General features: G+C 74.2%; 17 protein-coding genes. 15 read left to right on the top strand and 2 right to left on the bottom strand.

Annotated features, from left to right (window positions below):
- Positions 1–86 precede the first annotated feature (86 nt).
- Together J2S63_RS16040 and J2S63_RS16045 are read left to right on the top strand one after the other, a co-directional pair.
- A complete protein-coding gene (locus J2S63_RS16040) occupies positions 87–1,670 on the top strand; it encodes a glutamate synthase-related protein (RefSeq protein ID WP_310304260.1) in 1,584 nt (527 codons plus the stop codon).
- On the top strand, positions 1,667–2,719 hold the full coding sequence (locus J2S63_RS16045; protein ID WP_310304262.1) for a hypothetical protein: 1,053 nt from the start codon (positions 1,667–1,669) through the stop codon (positions 2,717–2,719). The genes J2S63_RS16040 and J2S63_RS16045 overlap by 4 nt, the downstream gene beginning before the upstream one ends.
- Positions 2,720–2,722: 3 nt before the next feature.
- Here the strand turns inward: J2S63_RS16045 and mce are convergent, their stop codons facing one another.
- Positions 2,723–3,178 carry a methylmalonyl-CoA epimerase gene (gene mce, locus J2S63_RS16050; RefSeq protein WP_310304265.1) on the bottom strand — a complete coding sequence of 152 codons (456 nt, stop codon included), beginning with the start codon at positions 3,176–3,178 and terminating at the stop codon, positions 2,723–2,725.
- A gap of 152 nt (positions 3,179–3,330) precedes the next feature.
- On the opposite strand from mce, the gene J2S63_RS16055 reads away from it, so the two are divergent.
- From J2S63_RS16055 to J2S63_RS16110, 12 genes are all read left to right on the top strand, one after another.
- Positions 3,331–4,518, top strand: a complete 1,188-nt coding sequence (locus J2S63_RS16055; protein ID WP_310304267.1) for an acetyl-CoA C-acetyltransferase — start codon at positions 3,331–3,333, stop codon at positions 4,516–4,518.
- 2 nt (positions 4,519–4,520) lie between these two features.
- Positions 4,521–5,507, top strand: a complete 987-nt coding sequence (gene meaB, locus J2S63_RS16060) for a methylmalonyl Co-A mutase-associated GTPase MeaB (protein ID WP_310304269.1) — start codon at positions 4,521–4,523, stop codon at positions 5,505–5,507.
- A 72-nt stretch (positions 5,508–5,579) separates the two neighbouring features.
- Positions 5,580–6,128: a heme NO-binding domain-containing protein gene (locus J2S63_RS16065; RefSeq protein WP_310304271.1), complete on the top strand. Its 549-nt coding sequence runs from the start codon at positions 5,580–5,582 to the stop codon at positions 6,126–6,128.
- Positions 6,121–7,485 carry a sensor histidine kinase gene (locus J2S63_RS16070; protein ID WP_310304274.1) on the top strand — a complete coding sequence of 455 codons (1,365 nt, stop codon included), beginning with the start codon at positions 6,121–6,123 and terminating at the stop codon, positions 7,483–7,485. Before J2S63_RS16065 ends, J2S63_RS16070 begins: the two co-directional genes overlap by 8 nt.
- A gap of 145 nt (positions 7,486–7,630) precedes the next feature.
- The gene (locus J2S63_RS16075; protein WP_310304276.1) at positions 7,631–9,166 is read left to right on the top strand and encodes an MFS transporter; all 1,536 of its coding nucleotides are present in this window, start codon (positions 7,631–7,633) and stop codon (positions 9,164–9,166) included.
- Positions 9,163–11,283: a molybdopterin oxidoreductase family protein gene (locus J2S63_RS16080; protein ID WP_310304278.1), complete on the top strand. Its 2,121-nt coding sequence runs from the start codon at positions 9,163–9,165 to the stop codon at positions 11,281–11,283. The genes J2S63_RS16075 and J2S63_RS16080 overlap by 4 nt, the downstream gene beginning before the upstream one ends.
- Positions 11,280–12,737 carry an FAD-dependent oxidoreductase gene (locus tag J2S63_RS16085; RefSeq protein WP_310304280.1) on the top strand — a complete coding sequence of 486 codons (1,458 nt, stop codon included), beginning with the start codon at positions 11,280–11,282 and terminating at the stop codon, positions 12,735–12,737. Before J2S63_RS16080 ends, J2S63_RS16085 begins: the two co-directional genes overlap by 4 nt.
- A 46-nt stretch (positions 12,738–12,783) precedes the next feature.
- Positions 12,784–15,354, top strand: a complete 2,571-nt coding sequence (gene nirB, locus J2S63_RS16090; protein ID WP_310304282.1) for a nitrite reductase large subunit NirB — start codon at positions 12,784–12,786, stop codon at positions 15,352–15,354.
- Complete coding sequence (locus J2S63_RS16095; RefSeq protein WP_310304284.1) at positions 15,351–15,728, top strand: nitrite reductase (NAD(P)H) small subunit; 378 nt, start codon at positions 15,351–15,353, stop codon at positions 15,726–15,728. Before nirB ends, J2S63_RS16095 begins: the two co-directional genes overlap by 4 nt.
- Positions 15,725–16,849 carry a uroporphyrinogen-III synthase gene (locus tag J2S63_RS16100; RefSeq protein WP_310304286.1) on the top strand — a complete coding sequence of 375 codons (1,125 nt, stop codon included), beginning with the start codon at positions 15,725–15,727 and terminating at the stop codon, positions 16,847–16,849. Before J2S63_RS16095 ends, J2S63_RS16100 begins: the two co-directional genes overlap by 4 nt.
- A 4-nt stretch (positions 16,850–16,853) precedes the next feature.
- On the top strand, positions 16,854–17,606 hold the full coding sequence (locus tag J2S63_RS16105) for a sirohydrochlorin chelatase (RefSeq protein WP_310304288.1): 753 nt from the start codon (positions 16,854–16,856) through the stop codon (positions 17,604–17,606).
- Positions 17,563–18,462: an oxygenase MpaB family protein gene (locus J2S63_RS16110; protein ID WP_310304290.1), complete on the top strand. Its 900-nt coding sequence runs from the start codon at positions 17,563–17,565 to the stop codon at positions 18,460–18,462. The genes J2S63_RS16105 and J2S63_RS16110 overlap by 44 nt, the downstream gene beginning before the upstream one ends.
- A 19-nt stretch (positions 18,463–18,481) precedes the next feature.
- Here J2S63_RS16110 and J2S63_RS16115 read toward each other — a convergent pair whose 3' ends face one another.
- Entirely contained in the window at positions 18,482–19,228 is a 747-nt protein-coding gene (locus J2S63_RS16115) for an SDR family NAD(P)-dependent oxidoreductase (RefSeq protein ID WP_310304292.1), read from the bottom strand.
- Positions 19,229–19,346: 118 nt separating this feature from the next.
- Here J2S63_RS16115 and J2S63_RS16120 point away from each other — a divergent pair, with 118 nt between their 5' ends.
- A complete protein-coding gene (locus J2S63_RS16120) occupies positions 19,347–19,559 on the top strand; it encodes a hypothetical protein (RefSeq protein WP_310304294.1) in 213 nt (70 codons plus the stop codon).
- Position 19,560 lies beyond the last annotated feature (1 nt).

Genomic DNA, 19,560 nt, shown 5'->3' on the forward strand with positions numbered 1-19,560 from the left:
AGACAGGGTTCGCAGGAGGTTACCGGCGGGTCACCGCGTGTGGCACCTGCGTGTGACCAATCCGACGAGGGGGGAACGCTGGTCCCATGAAGCTCTCTCGGATCGTGTCGGGCGTCGGAGCGGCGCTGGCGGGGGTCGCCGCCCACGACCTCCTCCAGCGCCGGCACTCCCTGCTGCGGGCCTTCCCGGTCCTCGGGCACGGGCGCTACCTGGTGGAGATGGTCGGCCCCGAGCTGCGGCAGTACGTCGTCGCCTCCAACGACGAGGAGCGGCCCTTCAGCCGCGACCAGCGGCGCTACATCTACGCCTCGTCCAAGGGAATGGACAACTACTTCGGGTTCGGGACCGACAACGACCTCGAGCACTCGCAGGACTACCCGATCATCAAGCAGCGGACGTTCAGCGACGTCGTCCCCTCCAGCACCCAGGCCCACCACGGGCTCGACGCCTGGATCCCCGGCGCCAAGGTGCTCGGCGGCGCCCGCGGACGGCGTCACGCCTTCCGGCCCCAGTCCGTGGTCAACACCTCGGCGATGAGCTACGGCAGCCTGTCCGGACCGGCCGTCGAGGCGATCAACCGCGGGGCCGCCCTGGGCGGCTTCTGGCAGAACACCGGCGAGGGCGGCCTCTCGGCGCACCACCGCCACGGCGGCGACCTGATGCTGCAGATCGGCACGGCGTACTTCGGCTGTCGCGACGAGGACGGCCGCTTCGACCTCGACCGTCTGGTCGACCTGGTCGGCTCGGCGCCGGTCCGCGCGATCGAGATCAAGCTCAGCCAGGGCGCCAAGCCCGGGCTGGGCGGCGTGCTGCCGGCGGCCAAGATCACCCCGGAGATCGCCGAGATCCGCAACGTGCCCCGCGACCGCGACTGCGTGAGCCCCTCGCGTCACACCGCGTTCCACGACGTCGACTCGATGCTCGACTTCGTCGAGACGATCGCCGACGCCACCGGCCTGCCCGTCGGCATCAAGTCCGCGGTCGGCGACGAGCGCTTCTGGGAGGAGCTCGCCGCCACGATGGCCGACGGCCAGCGCGGGGTCGACTTCGTGACGATCGACGGGGGCGAGGGCGGCACCGGGGCGGCTCCGCTGGTCTTCGCCGACCACGTGGCGCTGCCCTTCCAGGCGGCCTTCCCCCGCGCCTACTCCGCCTTCGCCCGGCGGGGCATCAGCGACCGCGTCGTCTTCATCGGCTCGGGCAAGCTCGGCCTCCCCGAGAACGCCCTGATGGCGTTCGCGGTGGGTGCCGACCTGGTCAACGTCGCCCGCGAGGCGATGCTGGCCGTCGGCTGCCTGCAGACCCTCAAGTGCCACGAGGGCACCTGCCCGACCGGCGTCGCCACCCAGAACCCGTGGCTGACCCGCGCCCTCGTGCCCGAGCTCAAGGCCGAGCGGGTCGCGAGGTACGTCGGGGCGTTCCGCCGCGACCTGAGCAAGCTCGCCGAGGCGGTCGGCGTGGCGCACCCGTCGCTGGTCACCGCGGAGGACGTCGAGCTGCTCGACGGGCGCGCGACCTCCCGCACGCTGCGCGAGGTGCTGGGCTACCAGAGCGGCTGGGGCCAGCCGAGCCAGGCCGACATGGACGAGGTGGCCCGGCTGGTGCGGGGGCCGCACCCCCAGCACCGCGTGCCCGAGCGCCGGCCCGGCTGGGCGGTCGACCGCTCGTGAGCACCCCTCCTCCCGGGCCGCCGGACGGGCCGCGCCACCTCAGCCCCTGGTCGGTGCTCCGCAGCACGATCCACGTCCTGGTCACCCAGGATCCGTCGACCGGCCGCCTCGCCCTGGTGCACGGCGCCACCGACGCCGGCGAACCGATGGCCGTCGCGTTCACCGACCCGGCCTTCGGCCGCGCCCAGGCCGCGGCCAACCCCGTGGCCGGCACGCCCCAGGAGGTCAGCGCCGCGACCGGCTACGAGATCGTCGCGCTGCTCCCGCAGGGCTGCGGGCTCTGGATCGACCCCGGCACGCCGGGCTGGACCACCCTCACCCCGGCGACGGTCGAGGACCTGCGCCCCTACGCCGTGCCGGTGCCCGACGGCGTGCACCTGGTCTGGGAGGACTTCCCGCCGATCCCCGCGGTCAAGGAGCTCACCGCCGGGGTGCGGCGGGCGGCCAGGGCCCACGAGGGGGTCGCCGCGGTGTGGATGCTCGGCATGCAGGTCGGCGACGCCCCGCGCGAGGGGCTGCTGGTCGTCGGGTCCGAGGACGTCGGCCCGGCCCTCACCGCAGTCGCCGACGCCGTGCGCACCGCCCTGCCCGACCCCGCCGCACGAGGGGCGGAGATCCGGCTGGTCGCCTTCCCCGACGTGCCCCCGCGCGTGCAGGAGCTGCTCGCGACGCGACGGCCGACGTACTCCCGCATCGGCAACCCTCCGCCGACCCCGCACGCGCGCAGCACGGTCGACCACCTGCGGATGGTCGTGGTGCTCGAGGAGGCGCGCGGCAACAGCGTGGTCAGCGGCGACGGGGCGCTCGTGGACGGGCGCCCCGCCGTGGTGATGAAGCACCACCTCGACGTCGACGCGCTCAGCCTCGAGCTCGCCCTGCAGGAGGGGCATCGGCTGGTCGATCTCGGCGACCGGTGGGCGGTGGTGTGCGACCACGGCAGCCCCTCGGTGGTCGGCGGCACGGCCGAGCGCGGGCGGCTCGCCCAGCGCCTCCAGCGCACCTGGTGGAAGCGCTGGAACAAGAAGCCGCGCGACCCGATCCCGTTGTAGGGCTCAGTGACCGCCGTCGGAGGCCGGCTCGACGAGCTCGACGAGCACGCCGCCGGCGTCCTTGGGGTGCAGGAAGTTGACCCGGCTGTCGGACGTGCCGCGCTTGGGAGCGTCGTACAGCGTGCGGACGCCGCGCTCGTTGAGGATCGCGGCGACCTTCTCCACGTCGGTGACGCGGTAGGCCAGCTGCTGCATCCCCGGCCCGTTGCGGTCCAGGAACTTGGCGATCGTGCTCGTCTCGTCGAGCGGGGCCAGCAGTTGGATGCACGAGCCGGAGTCGCCGACGCCGACCATCGCCTCGCGGACGCCCTGCTCCTCGTTGGTCTCCTCGTGGAGGACCTTCATGCCGTAGACGTCGCGGTAGAACGCCATCGCCTCGTCGAGGTCGGGCACGGCCACGCCGACGTGGTCGATCGCGATGAACAGGTGCTCGGGGATCTGCAGGGAGGCGTCGCTCATGCCGCCATCGTCGTACGACGGCCGCGCGGGCGTCCACGGCGCAGGCGCGACTGTGACCTGTCCCTCAGACACCAGGGCCGGTCACCCCTGCCGCCGACCGGCTACCCGTCGGTATCGTCGGTGAGTCCGCCACGTCCCTCCAGGAGGCACACATGTCCGGTTCCGTCATCGTCGCTGGGGCTCGCACCCCGATCGGTCGTCTGCTGGGCGGTCTGAAGAGCCTGTCCGCCGCGGACCTCGGCGGGGTCGCCATCAAGGGCGCCCTCGAGAAGGCCGGCGTCTCGGGCGACCAGGTCGACTACGTCATCATGGGCCAGGTCATCCAGGCCGGTGCCGGCCAGAACCCCGCCCGTTCGGCCGCGGTCGCCGGCGGCATCCCGATGAGCGTCCCGTCCATCACGATCAACAAGGTCTGCCTCTCCGGCGTCAACGCGATCGCGATGGCCGACCAGATGATCCGCGCCGGCGAGCACGACATCGTCGTGGCCGGCGGCATGGAGTCGATGACCAACGCCCCGCACCTGCTGCCCAAGTCCCGCGAGGGCTTCAAGTACGGCGACACCAAGCTCGTCGACTCGATGGCCTACGACGCGCTGTTCGACCAGACCACCGCCCAGGCGATGGGCCTGCTCACCGAGGAGTGCAACGCCGCGGCGCAGAAGCTGACCCGCGGGGAGCAGGACGAGTTCGCCGCCCAGTCGCACCAGAAGGCCGCGACCGCGTGGAAGAACGGCGTCTTCGACGACGAGGTCGTCCCGGTGACGATCTCCGGCCGCGGCGGCGACACCCAGGTCACCACCGACGAGGGCGTGCGCGGCGACACCACCGCGGAGTCCCTCGGCAAGCTCCGCCCGGCGTTCTCCAAGGAGGGCACGATCACCGCCGGCACCTCCTCGCAGATCTCCGACGGCGCCTGCGCCGTCGTCGTGATGAGCAAGGCCAAGGCCGAGGAGCTCGGCCTGACCTGGCTCGCCGAGATCGGCGCGCACGGCCAGGTCGCCGGCCCCGACTCGACCCTGCAGCTGCAGCCCGCCGCCGCCACCGCGAAGGCGTGCGAGAAGGAGGGCATCGCCCCGGCCGACCTCGACCTGGTCGAGTTCAACGAGGCCTTCGCCGCCGTGGGCATCGCCTCGGCCCGCGAGCTCGGCCTGTCCGACGACAAGGTCAACGTCAACGGTGGCGCGATCGCGCTGGGTCACCCGGTCGGCATGTCCGGCGCCCGCATCGTGCTGCACCTGGCGCTGGAGCTCCAGCGCCGCGGTGGTGGCGTCGGCGCCGCCGCGCTGTGCGGTGGCGGCGGTCAGGGCGACGCCCTGATCGTGAAGGTGCCGTCGGCCTGAACGTGGTCTCGACAGGCTCGACCACCGGAGGTGGCCTGAGCACACGCAGAGTCGTCGCCGTCCCCGAGCTGGTCGACCAGGCCCGCTCGGGGAAGGCGCGCGCCGTCGGACGGCTGATCTCGCTGGTCGAGGACGGCTCGCCCCAGCTGCGTGAGGTGATGGCCGCGCTCGCGCCGCACGTGGGTCGGGCGCACGTCGTGGGCGTCACCGGCGCCCCGGGCGTGGGCAAGTCGACCTCGACCAACGCGCTGGTCCGCTCCTGGCGGTCCCAGGGCAAGCGGGTCGCGGTCCTCGCGGTCGACCCCTCGTCGCCGTACTCCGGGGGCGCGCTGCTCGGCGACCGCGTGCGGATGGGCGACCACGCGACCGACCGCGACGTCTACATCCGCTCGATGGCCTCCCGCGGCCACCTCGGCGGCCTGGCCTGGGCCGCGCCGCAGGCGGTGCGCGTGCTGGACGCGGCCGGCTTCGACGTGGTGCTGCTCGAGACCGTCGGCGTCGGGCAGAGCGAGGTCGAGGTGGCCGGCGCCGCCGACACCACCGTCGTGCTCCTCGCCCCCGGCATGGGCGACGGGATCCAGGCGGCGAAGGCCGGCATCCTCGAGGTCGGCGACGTCTACGTGGTCAACAAGGCCGACCGGCCCGAGGCGGCGACCGTCCGCCGCGACCTGCGCTCGATGCTCGCGCTGACCGAGCGGCGTGACGCCGCCTGGCGGCCACCGGTCCTGCTCATGTCGGCCCAGTCGGGCGAGGGCGTCGAGGAGGTCACCGAGGCCCTCGACCGCCACCTCGCCCAGGCCCAGGAGAGCGGCGACCTCGAGCGCCGTCGCCTGCGTCGTGCCCGGGCCGAGGTCGAGGCGCTCGCGGTGGACGCCCTGCGCAGGCAGTGGGAGGGCGTCGGCTCCGACGGACGCGTCGACGACCTGGCCGCCCAGGTCGCCGAGGGACGGCTGGACCCCTACGCCGCCGCCGACGCGCTGCTGGGATGAGGCCGAATCCCACTCCGCCCGGCTGGACCGTCGCTAGGGTCGTCGGGACTCTCGAGGGAGGACGGGGAGCCCATGAAGGGGATCATCTTCAACCTGGTCGAGGAAGCCGTGACGGCCCGCCACGGTGAGGACGCCTGGGACCAGGTGCTCGACCGCGCCGGCGTCACCGGCGCCTACACCTCGCTGGAGCTCTACCCCGACGAGGAGCTGCGGGCGCTGGTCGCCTCCGGCGCGGAGCTGCTCGACACCGACCCGGGCGAGCTCACCCGCTGGCTGGGCCACGAGGCCCTGCTGGGCCTCGCCGAGCGCTACCCGCACTTCTTCGCGCCGCACGCCTCGACGCGGCCGTTCCTGCTCACGCTCAACGACGTGATCCATCCCGAGGTCCGCAAGCTCCACGTCAACGCCGACCCGCCCGACTTCGGGTTCGACGAGGGGGAGGGGGACGCGCTGCTCCTCACCTACGCCTCGCGCCGCCGGCTGTGCGACCTGGCCGTCGGCATGATCGACGGTGCCGCGACCCACTTCCGCGAGACCTCCCGGCTGACCCACGACGTCTGCATGAAGGACGGTGCCGAGGCCTGCGTGCTCACGGTGTCGTTCGCGCCGGCGCATGCTTGACGGGGTCCAGGGGGGACCGGTCGAGGCGGAGCGGGCCTCGGAGGTCGCGCGCCTGCGCCAGCGGCTGACCCGCGAGCGCGAGGCGCGCCGCGCGGCGGAGCGCACCGGCGAGGCGGCCACGACCGCGTTGTACGACGCGCTGCAGGACCTGCGCGCCGCCCAGGCCGACCTGGTGGAGCAGGCGGGCCGCGAGCGGCTCGTCGCCGAGCTGGTCCGCGACTTCCGGCAGGACCTCGACCCGGTCAAGCTGCGCGACCGCGCGTGCACCGGGCTCCAGGCGGCCCTCGGGGTCGACCGCTGCGAGGTGCTCGCCCATCCGTGGGTGGACCACCCCGCCCTCGCCACCCGGCTGGCGGCGCTCACCGAGCCCGCCGACGGGCTGTGGGTCGACGACCTCGAGGACCTCGAGGACGACCCCGAGCTGTGGGAGGACATGGGGGGCGCGGCGCTCGGCTGCGAGCCGATCCTGGTGGGCGCGGACTACCAGGGCTGGCTCCTGGTCGTCTCGTCGACACCGCGGACCTGGGCCGGTCGCGACCGCGCCCTGCTGCGCGGCATCGTGCGCGACCTGGGCGCCTCCCTGGTGCAGGCCGACGCCTGGGAGCAGCAGGCGCAGACCATGCGCCGCCTGCGGGAGCTCGACCAGGCCAAGACCGACTTCGTGGCGACGGTGTCGCACGAGCTGCGCACCCCGCTGTCCAGCATCCGGGGCTACAGCGAGCTCCTGCGTGAGGGGATGCTCGGCGCGCTGTCGTCCGAGCAGGACCGCGCCGTCGAGGTGATCGACCGCAACGCCGACCGGCTGCTGCGGCTCGTGGGCGACCTGCTCACGCTCGCCGAGGTCGACTCGGGCGCGGGCTCGCACCACGAGGCGCTCGAGCCGGTCGACCTGACTGCCGTCGTGCACGACAGCCACCGCTCACTGCTGCCGATCCTCCGGGCGCGGCGGCTCGAGGTCGTGCTGCCCGAGCGCGGGCTCGTGCCGACGGTCCTCGGGGTCGCCAGCCACCTCGACCGGGTGGTCCTCAACCTGCTGAGCAACGCGGTGAAGTTCACCGAGGACCTCGGCCGGGTGGTGGTCGAGCTGTGCCTCGCCGACGCGCCCGACCCGACGCGGCCGGCCCACGTCGTGCTCAGCGTGCGTGACTCCGGCATCGGCATCTCCCGGGAGCAGCAGCACCGGCTCTTCGAGCGTTTCTTCCGCTCGGTCGAGGCCCAGCAGGCCGCGATCCAGGGCACCGGGCTCGGCCTGGCGGTGTGCAAGGCGATCGTCGACGCCCACGGCGGCACGATCCACGTCGACTCCGAGGTCGGCGTCGGCACCACCGTCACCGTCTCGCTGCCCACCGCCGTCTGAGCGCGGACCTCACGACCGGCCGAGGGTCGTTGCGAGGAACGCTTAACGCGGCCGCGACGCCACCGGCCACGACCCGAAACACGGTCCGGCTTGTCTGTGCGTCACGAGGTCCCGACGGGGGGCCCGTGGACGACGGGAGACAGCCGTGGCGGCAACCGACGTGGTCTCGGCAGGGACCACCCAGACCGGAGCGGCGACCGGCGCCGGGCGGTGGATCGAGCACTGGGACCCCGAGGACGAGGTGTTCTGGGAGACGACCGGGCGCCGGGTGGCCCGGCGCAACCTGGCCTGGTCGGTCCTCGCCGAGCACCTCGGCTTCTCGGTGTGGGTCCTGTGGAGCGTGAGCGCCGCCCTGCTGGCGAAGGCCGGCTTCGCCTTCACCCCGCAGCAGCTGTTCTGGCTGGTCGCGGTGCCCAACCTGGTCGGCTCGCTGCTGCGCCTGCCCTACACGTTCGCGGTGCCGCGCTTCGGCGGCCGCAACTGGACGGTCGTCAGCGCGCTGCTCCTGCTGGTCCCGACGCTGCTCTTCGCCTACGTCGTCCAGCAGCCCGGGACGCCGTACTGGGTGTTCGTCGCGATCGCCGCGACCGCCGGCGTCGGCGGCGGCAACTTCGCCTCGTCGATGGCCAACATCAACCACTGCTACCCGGTGCGCCGCAAGGGCGCGGCGCTCGGGCTCAACGCGGCGGGGGGCAACGCGGGCGTCGCGGTGATCCAGCTCTTCCTGCCGGTGGTGGTCGGGGGTGCGGGCCTGTTCGGCCTGGTCAAGGGGTCGGAGGCGCTGGACCTGCCGCGGGCCGGGTTCCTGTACGCCGGCCTCGCGCTGGTGGCGGCCGCCGCGGCGTACTTCTTCATGGACAACCTGCGCACGGCCCACTCCACGCCTCGCGAGCAGCTGGCCGTCGTGCGCTACCGGCACACGTGGGTGATGGCGTTCCTCTACATCGGCACCTTCGGCTCGTTCATCGGCTACTCCTCGGCGATGCCGCTGCTGATCAGGCTGAACTTCTGGAACCAGCCGGTCCCGACGGTCCCCGGCATCGGCATCAACTTCGTGTACTACGCGTTCCTCGGGGCGCTCGTCGGCTCCGCCGCACGGCCCTTCGGCGGCTGGCTGGCCGACCGCTTCGGCGGGGCGCGGGTCACGTTGGCCGGCTTCCTGGCGATGGTCGTCGGCACTCTCGCGGTGCTCGCCACGCTGGTGCAGCTCAGCCCCGTGCCCAAGCCGACCGGCGTCCCGGACCCGGCCACCTTCGAGTACTCCGACGCGGTGCGCGCGGCGGTCGACGACAACGCGGCGGTGTTCCCCTTGTTCCTGGCGGCGTTCCTCTTCGTCTTCGCGGCGACCGGCATCGCCAACGGGTCGGCCTACCGGATGATCCCGGCGATCTGGAAGGGCCACTACGCCGCCCGCACCGGCGCGCCCGGCTCGCCGGAGCGCCGGCTCGCCGAGCGGCGGGCGGCCAAGGAGTCCTCGGCGGTGCTCGGCCTGGTCGGCGCCGTCGGCGCGATGGGTGGCTTCCTCGTCCCGATCACCTTCGGCGCCCCCTGGGTGTCCGACCCGGTCGCCGCCACCAAGAGCGCGTTCGTGGTGTTCACGGGCTTCTACGTCGTGTGCCTGGCGGTCACCTGGGCGGTCTACCTGCGCAAGGGCGCCGCGCTGGCGGAGGTCCGCGTGTGAGCGAGCCCGTCCGCACGCACTGCCCCTACTGCGCGCTGCAGTGCGCGACGACCCTCCACGCCGTCCCCGGCGGTGGCGTGGAGGTGTCGCCGCGCGACTTCCCGACCAACCGGGGTGGCCTGTGCCAGAAGGGCTGGACGGCGGCCGAGGTGCTGCGCGCACCGGACCGCCTCACGCACCCCTGGGTGCGCCGCGACGGGGCCCTCGTGCCGGCGTCCTGGGACGAGGCGCTCGGGCTCGTCGCCTCGCGGGTCCGGTCGCTGCAGGCCGAGCACGGCCGCGACTGCGTCGGCGTCCTCGGTGGGGGCGGCCTCACCAACGAGAAGGCCTACACGCTGGGCAAGTGGGCGCGTCTCGCGCTGGGCACCCGGATGATCGACTACAACGGCCGCTTCTGCATGTCCGCCGCGGCCGCTGCGGGCAACCGGGCCTTCGGGATCGACCGCGGGCTGCCCTTCCCCGTCGCCGACATCGACCGCGCACAGGCCGTGCTCCTGCTGGGCAGCAACGTGGCGGACACGATGCCGCCGTTCGTCCAGCACCTCGCCGGTGCCCGGCGGGCCGGCGGCCTCGTGGTGGTCGACCCCCGCCGGTCGGCGACCGCGGCGCTCTGCGCGGACGGGGGCGGCCTGCACCTGCAGCCGGTGCCCGGGACCGACCAGGTGCTGCTGCTCGGCCTGCTGCACGTGCTCGTGCGCAGCGGCCGCGTCGACGCGTCGTACGTCGGGTCGCGCACGACGGGCTTCGACGCGGTCGCACGCTCGGTCGCGGACCTGTGGCCGGAGCGGCTGGCGTCGCTGACCGGTGTGCCCGCGCCGCTGGTGGAGCAGGCCGCGCACCTGCTGGCCGACGCCGCCCCGGTCCACGGGGGTGGCGGCGCGATGGTGCTCAGCGGCCGCGGCGTGGAGCAGCACGTCGACGGCAGCGACACCGTGGCCGCCGCGATCAACCTCGCCCTGGCGCTCGGCCTGCCGGGTCGCCCGGCCTCGGGCTACGGCTGCCTGACCGGCCAGGGCAACGGGCAGGGCGGCCGCGAGCACGGGCAGAAGTCGGACCAGCTGCCCGGCTACCGCTCGATCTCGGACCCCGGTGCCCGTGCCCACGTGGCCGCGGTGTGGGGCGTCGAGGAGTCGGCAGTCCCCGGGCCGGGCGTGCCGGCCGTCGAGCTGCTGGCACGGTGCGGCTCGTCGGTGCGGGCGCTGTTCGTGCACGGCAGCAACCCGGTCGTCAGCGTCCCCGACGCCTCGGCGGTCACCCGCCGGCTGCGGTCCCTCGACCTCCTGGTCGTGAGCGACCTCGTGCCCAGCGAGACCGCGCTCCTCGCCGACGTCGTGCTCCCCGTGCCGCAGTGGGCGGAGGAGGAGGGCACGGTCACCAGCCTCGAGGGCCGCGTGCTGCGCCGGCGCCGCGCGCTGGCGCCCCCACCCGGCGTACGCGACGAGCTGGAGGTGCTCGCCGACCTGGCCGCGCGGCTGGGGTGCCCGGTGCGGTTCGAGACCGAACCGGCGCGGGTCTTCGACGAGCTGGCGCGGGCCTCGGCCGGTGGGCGTGCGGACTACTCGGGGCTGAGTCACGCGCTGCTCGACGACGACGAGGCGCGGTTCTGGCCGGTGGCCGACGGCGTGGGCACACCGCGGCTGTTCGCCGACCGCTTCGCCCACGAGGACGGGCTCGCCCGCTTCCACCCCGTGCGGCCGGGCGACCCGGCCGAGGACCTGCGACCGGACGCGCCGGTCCACCTGGTGACGGGCCGCGTGCTCGCGCACTACCAGTCCGGCGCCCAGACCCGCCGGGTCCCCGCGCTCGCCGAGTCCGCGCCGGGACCGTTCGTCGAGGTGCACCCGCGCCTGGCCGAGCGGCTCGGTCTGCACGACGGCGAGCCGGCCGAGGTCGAGTCGGCGCGGGGCGTCGTCGTCGTGCCGGTGCGGGTGACCACCGCCGTGCGGCCCGACACCCTCTTCATGCCCTTCCACTGGCCGGGCTCGGCCAACGTGCTGACCACCGACGCGACCGACCCCGTCTGCGGGATGCCGGAGCTCAAGGTCTGCGCGGTGCAGGTGCGGCCGCTGTCCCCCTCGCGGGAGGCGGCCGCCGAGATCGAGGAGGTCCTCGTATGACGACCCGTGTGGTGGTCGTGGGCGCCGGGATGGTCGGGCACCGCCTCGCCGAGGAGCTGTGCCGGCGCGACCCGGAGGGGCGGCTCGACGTGCGGGTCGTGGGCGCGGAGGCCTACGAGCCCTACAACCGCGTGCTGCTGAGCGAGGTGGTCGCGGGCCGAGCCGCGTGGCGCTCGCTGACGCTGCCCGAGCTGCCTGCGCGCGTGGAGGTGCGACGCTCGGTCGCCGCCTGCTCGGTCGACCGGGAGGCGCGGACCGTGCTCCTCGACGACGGCACGGCCTGGGGCTGGGACCACCTGGTGCTCGCCACGGGAGCGGCGGCGTTCGTGCCGCCCGTGGCCGGGCTGGAGGAGCGGCCACGCCACGTGCACGTGCTGCGCGACCTCGACGACGTGCGCGCGGTGGTGTCCCGCTCGGCCAACGCCCGGCACGCGGTCGTCCTCGGTGGAGGGGTGCTGGGCCTGGAGGTCGCGGCGGGCCTGCACCACCGCGGGGTGGGCGTGACCGTCCTCCAGGTCGACCCCTCGCTGATGACCGGCCAGCTCGACCCTGCCCCGGCCGCGGTCCTCGCGCGCCGGCTCGAGGAGTCGGGGGTGCGGGTGCGGACCGGCACGAGCGTCGCCGAGGTCCTGCAGGCCTACGGCGAGCTGGTGGCGGTGCGGCTCACCGACGGCACCGTCATGTCGACCGACCTGCTGGTGATGAGCTGCGGGGTCCGTGCCCGCACCGGGCTGGCCGCGGACGCCGGTCTGCCCGTGGACCGCGGGATCGTGGTGGGTCGCGACCTGGCCAGCCCGGCCGACCCCCGCGTGCACGCGATCGGCGACTGCGCGCAGGAGCCCGGGTCCGTCCCGGGGCTGGTCGCGACGGGCTGGGACCAGGCGGCCCGGCTGGCCGCACGGCTCGTGGGTGCGCCGCTCGAGGAAGCGCCCGCGGTCGACGACGGGTCCGGTGACATCAGGCTCAAGGCCGTCGGGGTCGACCTGGTCGCCCTCGGGGTCCGGGCGTCGGCGGCGCTGCCCGAGGACCGGGTGATCACCGTCGACGACCCCTCGGGCGGGCGGCACCTCAGCCTGGTCGTGCGCGGGGAGCACCTGGTCGGGGCCACGGTCCTCGGCGCCCCCGCGGTCGCCGCGGAGGTCTCGGTCGCGCTCGACCGTCGTACGCCCCTGCCCCGCGACCCCCTCGCCCTGCTGACCCCCGAGCGCACGGGGGAGTCCACCTCGCCGATGCGCATGCCGGGCGCGACCACCGTGTGCCGGTGCAACTCGGTCACCAAGGCGCAGGTCGTCGAAGCGTGGGAGGCGGGCGCCGACTCGGTCGAGAAGGTCGCCGCCCGCACCCGGGCCACGACCGGTTGCGGTGGATGCCGGGAGGTGGTCTGCGGGCTCGTCGACTGGCTCGCGTCGGTCGACCCGCTGGAGCCGGTGCCCGTCCCCGTTACATCGGCGTAACGCCACGTCACCGTCACAGAAACCAACGACTGGAAAGGTCCCTCACATGTCTCACGACTCCGCCCTGCCGCCGACGGCCCGACGACGCCTGGTCGTCGTGGGCGGCGGGATGGTCGCCCACCGGCTGGTCGAGGCGCTCGTCGCCCGCGACAGGGCCGGCGAGTGGCTGGTCGACCTCGTCTGCGAGGAGGACGTCGCGCCCTACGACCGGGTCGCGCTCACGTCGTACTTCTCGGGCCGGACCGTGGAGGACCTCCTCCTCGGCGACGCCTCGCTCTGGGACGACCCGGCGGTCACCCTGCACCTGTCCGCACAGGTCACCTCCGTCGACACCGACGCCCGGCGGGTGGTGCTCGCCGGCGGAGGGACGCTCGCCTACGACGCGCTCGTGCTGGCGACCGGGTCCTCCGCCTTCGTCCCGCCCGTCCCCGGGAGCGAGCTGCCGGGCGTCTTCGTCTACCGCACCGTGGAGGACGTCGTCGCGCTGCGGACCTGGGTGATGGGCCTCGCCGGCCGGCCGCTGCGCGGCGCGGTGATCGGCGGCGGCCTGCTCGGGCTCGAGGCGGCCGGCGCCCTCACCGGGATGGGCGTCGACACCACGGTCGTGGAGCTCTCCGACCGGCTGATGCCGATGCAGGTGGACGCCGGCGGTGGTGAGGCGCTGCGCCGCATCGTGGAGGGCCTCGGTGTCACCGTGCGGACCGGCGTCGGCACCTCGGCGATCCGGGCCGCCGCTGACGGGTCCGTGGGGTCGATGGCTCTCAGCGACGGCACGACCGCCGAGGTCGACGTCGTCGTGATGGCCGCCGGCGTGCGGCCGCGCGACGAGCTCGGACGCGGGGCCGGCCTCCCGGTCGGCGAGCGTGGCGGCGTGGTCGTCGACGAGGCCTGCGCGACCCCGGTCCCGGGTGTCCACGCCGTCGGCGAGGTGGCCTGCGTCGACGGTCGGTGCTGGGGCCTGGTCGGGCCGGGCAACGCGATGGCCGAGGTCGTGGTCGACCGGCTCCTCGGGGGCAGCGCCGTCTTCCCCGGCGCCGACACCTCCACCAAGCTCAAGCTCCTCGGGGTCGACGTGGCCAGCTTCGGCGACGCGTTCGCCACCACTCCGGGCGCGCTCGAGGTGGTGTACGCCGACCCGGTCGCCGGTGCGTACAAGAAGCTCGTGCTCTCCGACGACGCCCGCACGCTGCTGGGCGGGGTGCTGGTGGGCGACGCGTCGGCGTACACCACGCTCCGCCCGCTCGTCGGCACGGCCCTGGAGGGCGACCCCAACGCCTGGCTGCTGGGCAACGGCCCCGAGCGGCAGGGCGACCTGCCCGACGAGGCGTCCGTGTGCTCGTGCAACAACGTCAGCGCCGGCGCGGTCCGCTCGGCCGTCTCCGAGCAGGGTGCGTGCGACCTGGCCGCGGTGAAGGCCTGCACCCGGGCGGGCACCAGCTGCGGGTCCTGCCTGCCGCTGGTGAAGAGCCTGATGGGGGCCGAGCTGGCCAAGCAGGGCGTGACCGTGAGCAACGCGCTGTGCGAGCACTTCGAATTGTCACGAGCACAATTGTTCGACGTGGTGCGCGTGACGGGCCTGCGGACCTTCAGCGAGATCATCGCCGCGCACGGGCGCGGTCGGGGCTGCGACATCTGCCGCCCGGTGGTGGCCTCGGTGCTCGCCTCGCTCGGCACGGGGCACGTGCTCGACGCCGACCAGGCCCGGCTGCAGGACACCAACGACCACGTGATGGCCAACCTGCAGAAGGACGGCACCTACTCGGTCGTCCCGCGCATCCCCGGCGGCGAGATCACCCCGGAGAAGCTCATCGTGATCGGCGAGGTGGCGCGCGAGTTCGAGCTCTACACCAAGATCACCGGCGGCCAGCGCATCGACCTCTTCGGCGCCCGGCTGGAGCAGCTGCCCTCGATCTGGCGGCGCCTGGTCGACGCGGGGTTCGAGTCCGGGCACGCCTACGGCAAGTCGCTGCGCACGGTGAAGTCGTGCGTCGGCTCGACGTGGTGCCGCTTCGGCGTGCAGGACTCGGTCGCGCTCGCGATCGACCTCGAGCTGCGCTACCGCGGGCTGCGGGCGCCGCACAAGATCAAGCTCGGCGTCTCCGGGTGCGCCCGCGAGTGCGCTGAGGCCCGGGGCAAGGACGTGGGCGTCATCGCCACCGACAAGGGGTGGAACGTCTACGTCGGCGGCAACGGCGGCTTCACGCCCCGGCACGCGAGGCTGCTCGCGGAGGACCTCGACACCGAGACCCTCGTGCGCACGGTCGACCGCTTCCTGATGCTCTACGTCCGCACCGCGGACCGGCTCCAGCGCACCGCGGCCTGGGTCGAGGAGCACGAGGGCGGCCTGGACGCGATCCGCGCGGTCGTCCTCGAGGACAGCCTGGGCATCGCCGAGGAGCTGGACCGCGCGATGGCGGAGCACGTGGGCAGCTATCGCGACGAGTGGGCCGCGACGCTGGCCGACCCGGCCAAGCTGGCGCAGTTCTCCTCGTTCCTCAACGCCCCCGACGTCGCCGACCCGGACCTGGCCTACGTCGACGAGCGGGGCCAGCGACGACCCGCGCGGCCCGACGAGCGACCGCTGATCGCCGGCGCGACGCTGGAGGTGCGGTCATGACGTTCACCGCCGTGTGCACCGTGAGGCAGCTCGTCCCCGAGCGCGGGGTGGCGGTCCTCGTCGGCGGCCGTCAGGTCGCGCTGTTCCTCGTGAGCGGGGAGAGCGGCTCGTTCGTCCACGCCGTGGGCCACCGCGACCCGTTCAGCGGGGCCAACGTGATGGCCCGCGGGCTGCTCGGCAGCGTCGGCGACCGCGACACGATCGCCTCGCCGATGTACAAGCAGGTCTTCGACCTCGTCACCGGCGAGTGCCTCACCGACCGGTCCGTCCGGCTGCCCGTGCACCGCACCTGGGTCGCCGGGGGAGTCGTCCACGTCGAGGACGCCCCTCGGTCCGTCGCCGAGCCGACGCGGGTGGAGGTGGTCGCGGGGTGATCGAGCTCGCTCCGGTCCTCGCCGGGTGCCGCATCCTCGTGACCGCCCAGCGGCGCAGCGAGGAGCTGGCGTCCGCCCTCGAGCGCCGCGGCGCCGTGGTGGACCGGGTGCCGGCGCTGAGCGTGATCCGGCACGTCGACGAGCCGGAGCTGCTGCGCCGCACGGTCGAGCTGCTCGCGCAGCCGCCGGACATCCTGGTGGTGACCACCGCGATCGGCTTCCGCCAGTGGATGGAGACCGTCGAGGCGGCCGGGCTCGTCGAGCAGGTGCTGGCGACGCTCGACTCGGCCTACCTCGTGGCCCGCGGGCCCAAGGCGCAGGGCGCGCTGCAGAGCTTCGGGCTGGCCGCCGACCGCGTGGCCGAGTCCGAGACCTCCGCGGAGATCCGCGAGTTCCTGGTCGCCGACGGAGTGGCCGGCCGACGGATCGCGGTCCAGCACCACGGCGCCCTCGACCACGCGCTCGACGACGCCTTCCGCGCGGCCGGCGCGGCCGTCGTACCGCTCGCGGTCTACAAGTGGGGCCCGCCCCCCGACCCGGAGGCGGTCGCGAGGTCCGCCCGCGGCCTCGGCGAGGGGGAGTACGACGCGGTGACGTTCACCAGCGCCCCCGCGGTCCTGGCCTGGCTCGACGGCCTCCGCGCCCACGGCGTGGAGGAGCAGGTGCGGGCCCGGGTCGGCACCGGCGAGCTGATGCTCGCAGCCGTCGGGTCGGTCACGGCCGAGCCGCTGGGCTTCGCCGGCCTGCTGGCCCGGCAGCCGACCCGCCCGCGCATGGGGGCGCTGGCGCGCCTGGTGATCGAGGAGCTCGGCCACGGCAGGCACGTGCTGCACACCGAGGGAGGCAGCCTGCGCGTGCGTGCCGAGGTGGCCACGCTCGACCACCGGCCGCTCGCGGTGCCGCCGACGAGCCTGGCCGTGCTGCGCCGGCTCGCCGCGACGCCCGGTCACGTGGTCTCCCGCGACGCGCTCCTGGACGCGCTGCCCGGCGGCTCGGACGACCCGCACCGCGTCGAGGTCGCGGTCGCGAGGCTGCGGGAGTCGCTGCGCGCGGCGGGCGTCGACGCCGCCCTGGTGCGAACCGTCGTGAAAAGGGGATACCTCCTGGCAGGGAAGAGGTGAGGTCATGGATGGTTCGCTGGTGCTCTGCGCCCACGGGACGCGGTCGGACACCGGCCGCGCGGCCGTGCAGGCGCTGGTGCAGCGCGTCGCTGACGTGTGGCCCGCCCCGGTCGAGGAGGCCTACGTCGACGTGCACGGCCCGACGCTCGGCAGCGTGCTGCGGCCCGGGGCGACCGTCGTGCCGCTGCTCCTCTCACCCGGCTTCCACACCGAGGTCGACATCGCCGGGGCCGCCGCCACGGTCGGTCGCGTCCACGTCACCCCGCCGCTGGGCCCCTCCACCCGGCTCGTGGCGCTGCTGCACCAGCGGCTCGTCGTGGCCGGAGTGTCGCCGGGGGACGCGGTGGTCCTCGCGGCCGCCGGGTCCAGCCGTCCCGAGGCGGCCGAGGCGGTGGCGCGCACCGCCGAGGACCTGGCCCTGCTGGTGCGCCGCCCGGTCACGGTCGGCTACGCCGCACCGTCCGCGTCCTCGCCGGTCCCGTCGGTCCCCGAGGCGGTCGCCGCGGCCCGCGCCGCCGGTGCGCGGCGGGTCCTCGTGGCGTCGTACCTCCTGGCCCCGGGGCACTTCCAGCAGCGTCTGCGCGAGAGCGGCGCCGACGTGGTGACCAGCCCGCTGCTGCACCCCTCCCGGGTGCCCGACCTGCTCGTCGAGCTGGTCCTCGGCCGGGCGGGGGACACTTGTGACAACGCCCGTTTCCTGTTGCAATGGGCGCGTGACCAGCGCCGCCGCCCCCACGCGCCCCTCCTCGCCGGCTGAGCCCCCGTCGTACGCCCCCCGGCTCGGTGAGCCCCTCGGCCCCGACAGCCTGACCTGGCGCACGCTCGGCGACTGGCGTCTGGCGCTGGTCGGGATGCGCGCGGGGGTCCTGCAGACGATGCACCCCGCGATCGAGAAGGGCGTGCGCGACCACAGCGACTACTTCAAGGGGCCGTTCGACCGCATCTGGCGCTCGGTGCCGCAGATCGTCGGGGTCGTCTACGACGCCGACCGGCTCGGGGTCGCGGCCAAGGTGCGCGACTACCACAAGCCGATCAAGGGGTCGCTGGACGACGGGGAGCGCTACCACGCCCTCGACCCCGAGACCTACTACTGGGCGCACGCGACGTTCTTCGAGGCGCAGATCGCCGCGATGCACTTCTTCGGGGAGGAGCTGAGCGACGCCGACAAGGAGCGGCTCTACCAGGAGTCGGTCCAGTGGTGGTCGCTCTACGGGATGTCGATGCGGCCCGTGCCGCCCGACTACGCCGCGTTCTGCGACTACTGGGACCGCATGTGCGCAGACGTGCTCGAGCACAACCGGTTCAGCCGCGGCACCTTCAAGAAGCGTCGCGGGGCCTTCGGACCGTCGCCGTCGCGGTGGGTCCCGGGGCCGGTGTGGCGGGTCGCCTCCGACGCGGCGTACGACGCCGGGGTGTGGATGATCCGTGGCACCCTCCCGCCCGCCCTGCGCGAGCGGATGGGGCTGGAGTGGTCGGCGGCCGACGAGCGCCGGCTGCGCCGGATCGGGTTCCTCACCCGCCACACGATCGGCCGCCTGCCGCTGCGCTGGCGGCTCGCGCCGCAGGCCTCCTCGGCGTACACCCGGGAGGGCGTCCGCCCACCGGGCTGGTGACCCCGACGCCCGGAGGGGGTCACCAGACGACGCCCCGGTCGACGACCAGGTTGGACCCGGTGATCGAGACGGCGTGGTCGGAGGCGAGGAAGAGCACCGCGTCGCAGACGTCGGAGGGCGGCATGAACCCCGGGAAGGCGCTGGAGTGCCGGGTGAGCAGGTCCCAGTCGATGTCCTCGGGCAGCTGGGCGGCGGAGGTGTGGGGCATCGGTGTCTCGATCCCGCCGGGGGAGACGCAGTTGACGCGCACGCGCACCTTGGCCAGCTCGATCGCCATCGACCGCATCGCCATCAGCAGGCCGGCCTTGCTCGCGCAGTAGACCGAGTTGTAGCCCTGCGCGGTGACCGCCGAGATCGAGGCGATCGTGACCACGTTGCCCCGTGACTCGGCGAGCGCGGGGACCAGGGCCTGGGTGAGCAGGACCGGGGCGACGAGGTTGACGTCGAGGTGCAGGTGGAGCGCGTCGGCGGTGATGTCGCCGACCTGTGCGAACCGCTGGACCCCGGCGACGTTGCACAGCACGTCGACCCCGCCGAGCCGGTCGACCGCCGAGGCGGCGAAGGCCTCCACCGCCGTGGTGTCGCGCAGGTCGACCTCGAGCAGGTCGGGGTCAGTCGACGTCGTGACGTCGCAGCCGACCACCCGTGCGCCCTCGGTCCGGAACATCTCGACCAGCGTCGCGCCCACGCCCCCGGCGGCCCCGGTCACCACGACCCGCTTCCCCGCGAAGCGGGCAGGACCAGAACGAGAACGTGTTTCAGTCACGGGGGGAGTGTAGGGCCACGGCGCGCCTCGGTGCACCCGCCCGGCGTACCTGCTACCAATGGCCCAGAACTGTCGTACCCGCGGCAGTGTGGCGGGCGGAGCCCGACAGCCTCGCGTCGTGCAGAGCCCCGCCCGACGACGGACGACCGGACGGAGCAAGCCCGTGAAGTTCCTCGTGATCGGCGTCGTCGCGCTGTTCCTGGGCTACTGGATCGTCCAGGACCCCGCGTCGCTGGCCGGCCTCACCCAGGACGCCCTGGCGTGGACCTGGGAGATGGCCCAGACGGTCTTCGGCGGCATCATCGACTTCGCCAAGCAGCTGCTCGCCTAGC

The sequence above is a fragment of the Nocardioides marmoribigeumensis genome (assembly GCF_031458325.1).
GTDB classification, from domain to species: Bacteria; Actinomycetota; Actinomycetes; order Propionibacteriales; family Nocardioidaceae; genus Marmoricola_A; species Marmoricola_A marmoribigeumensis.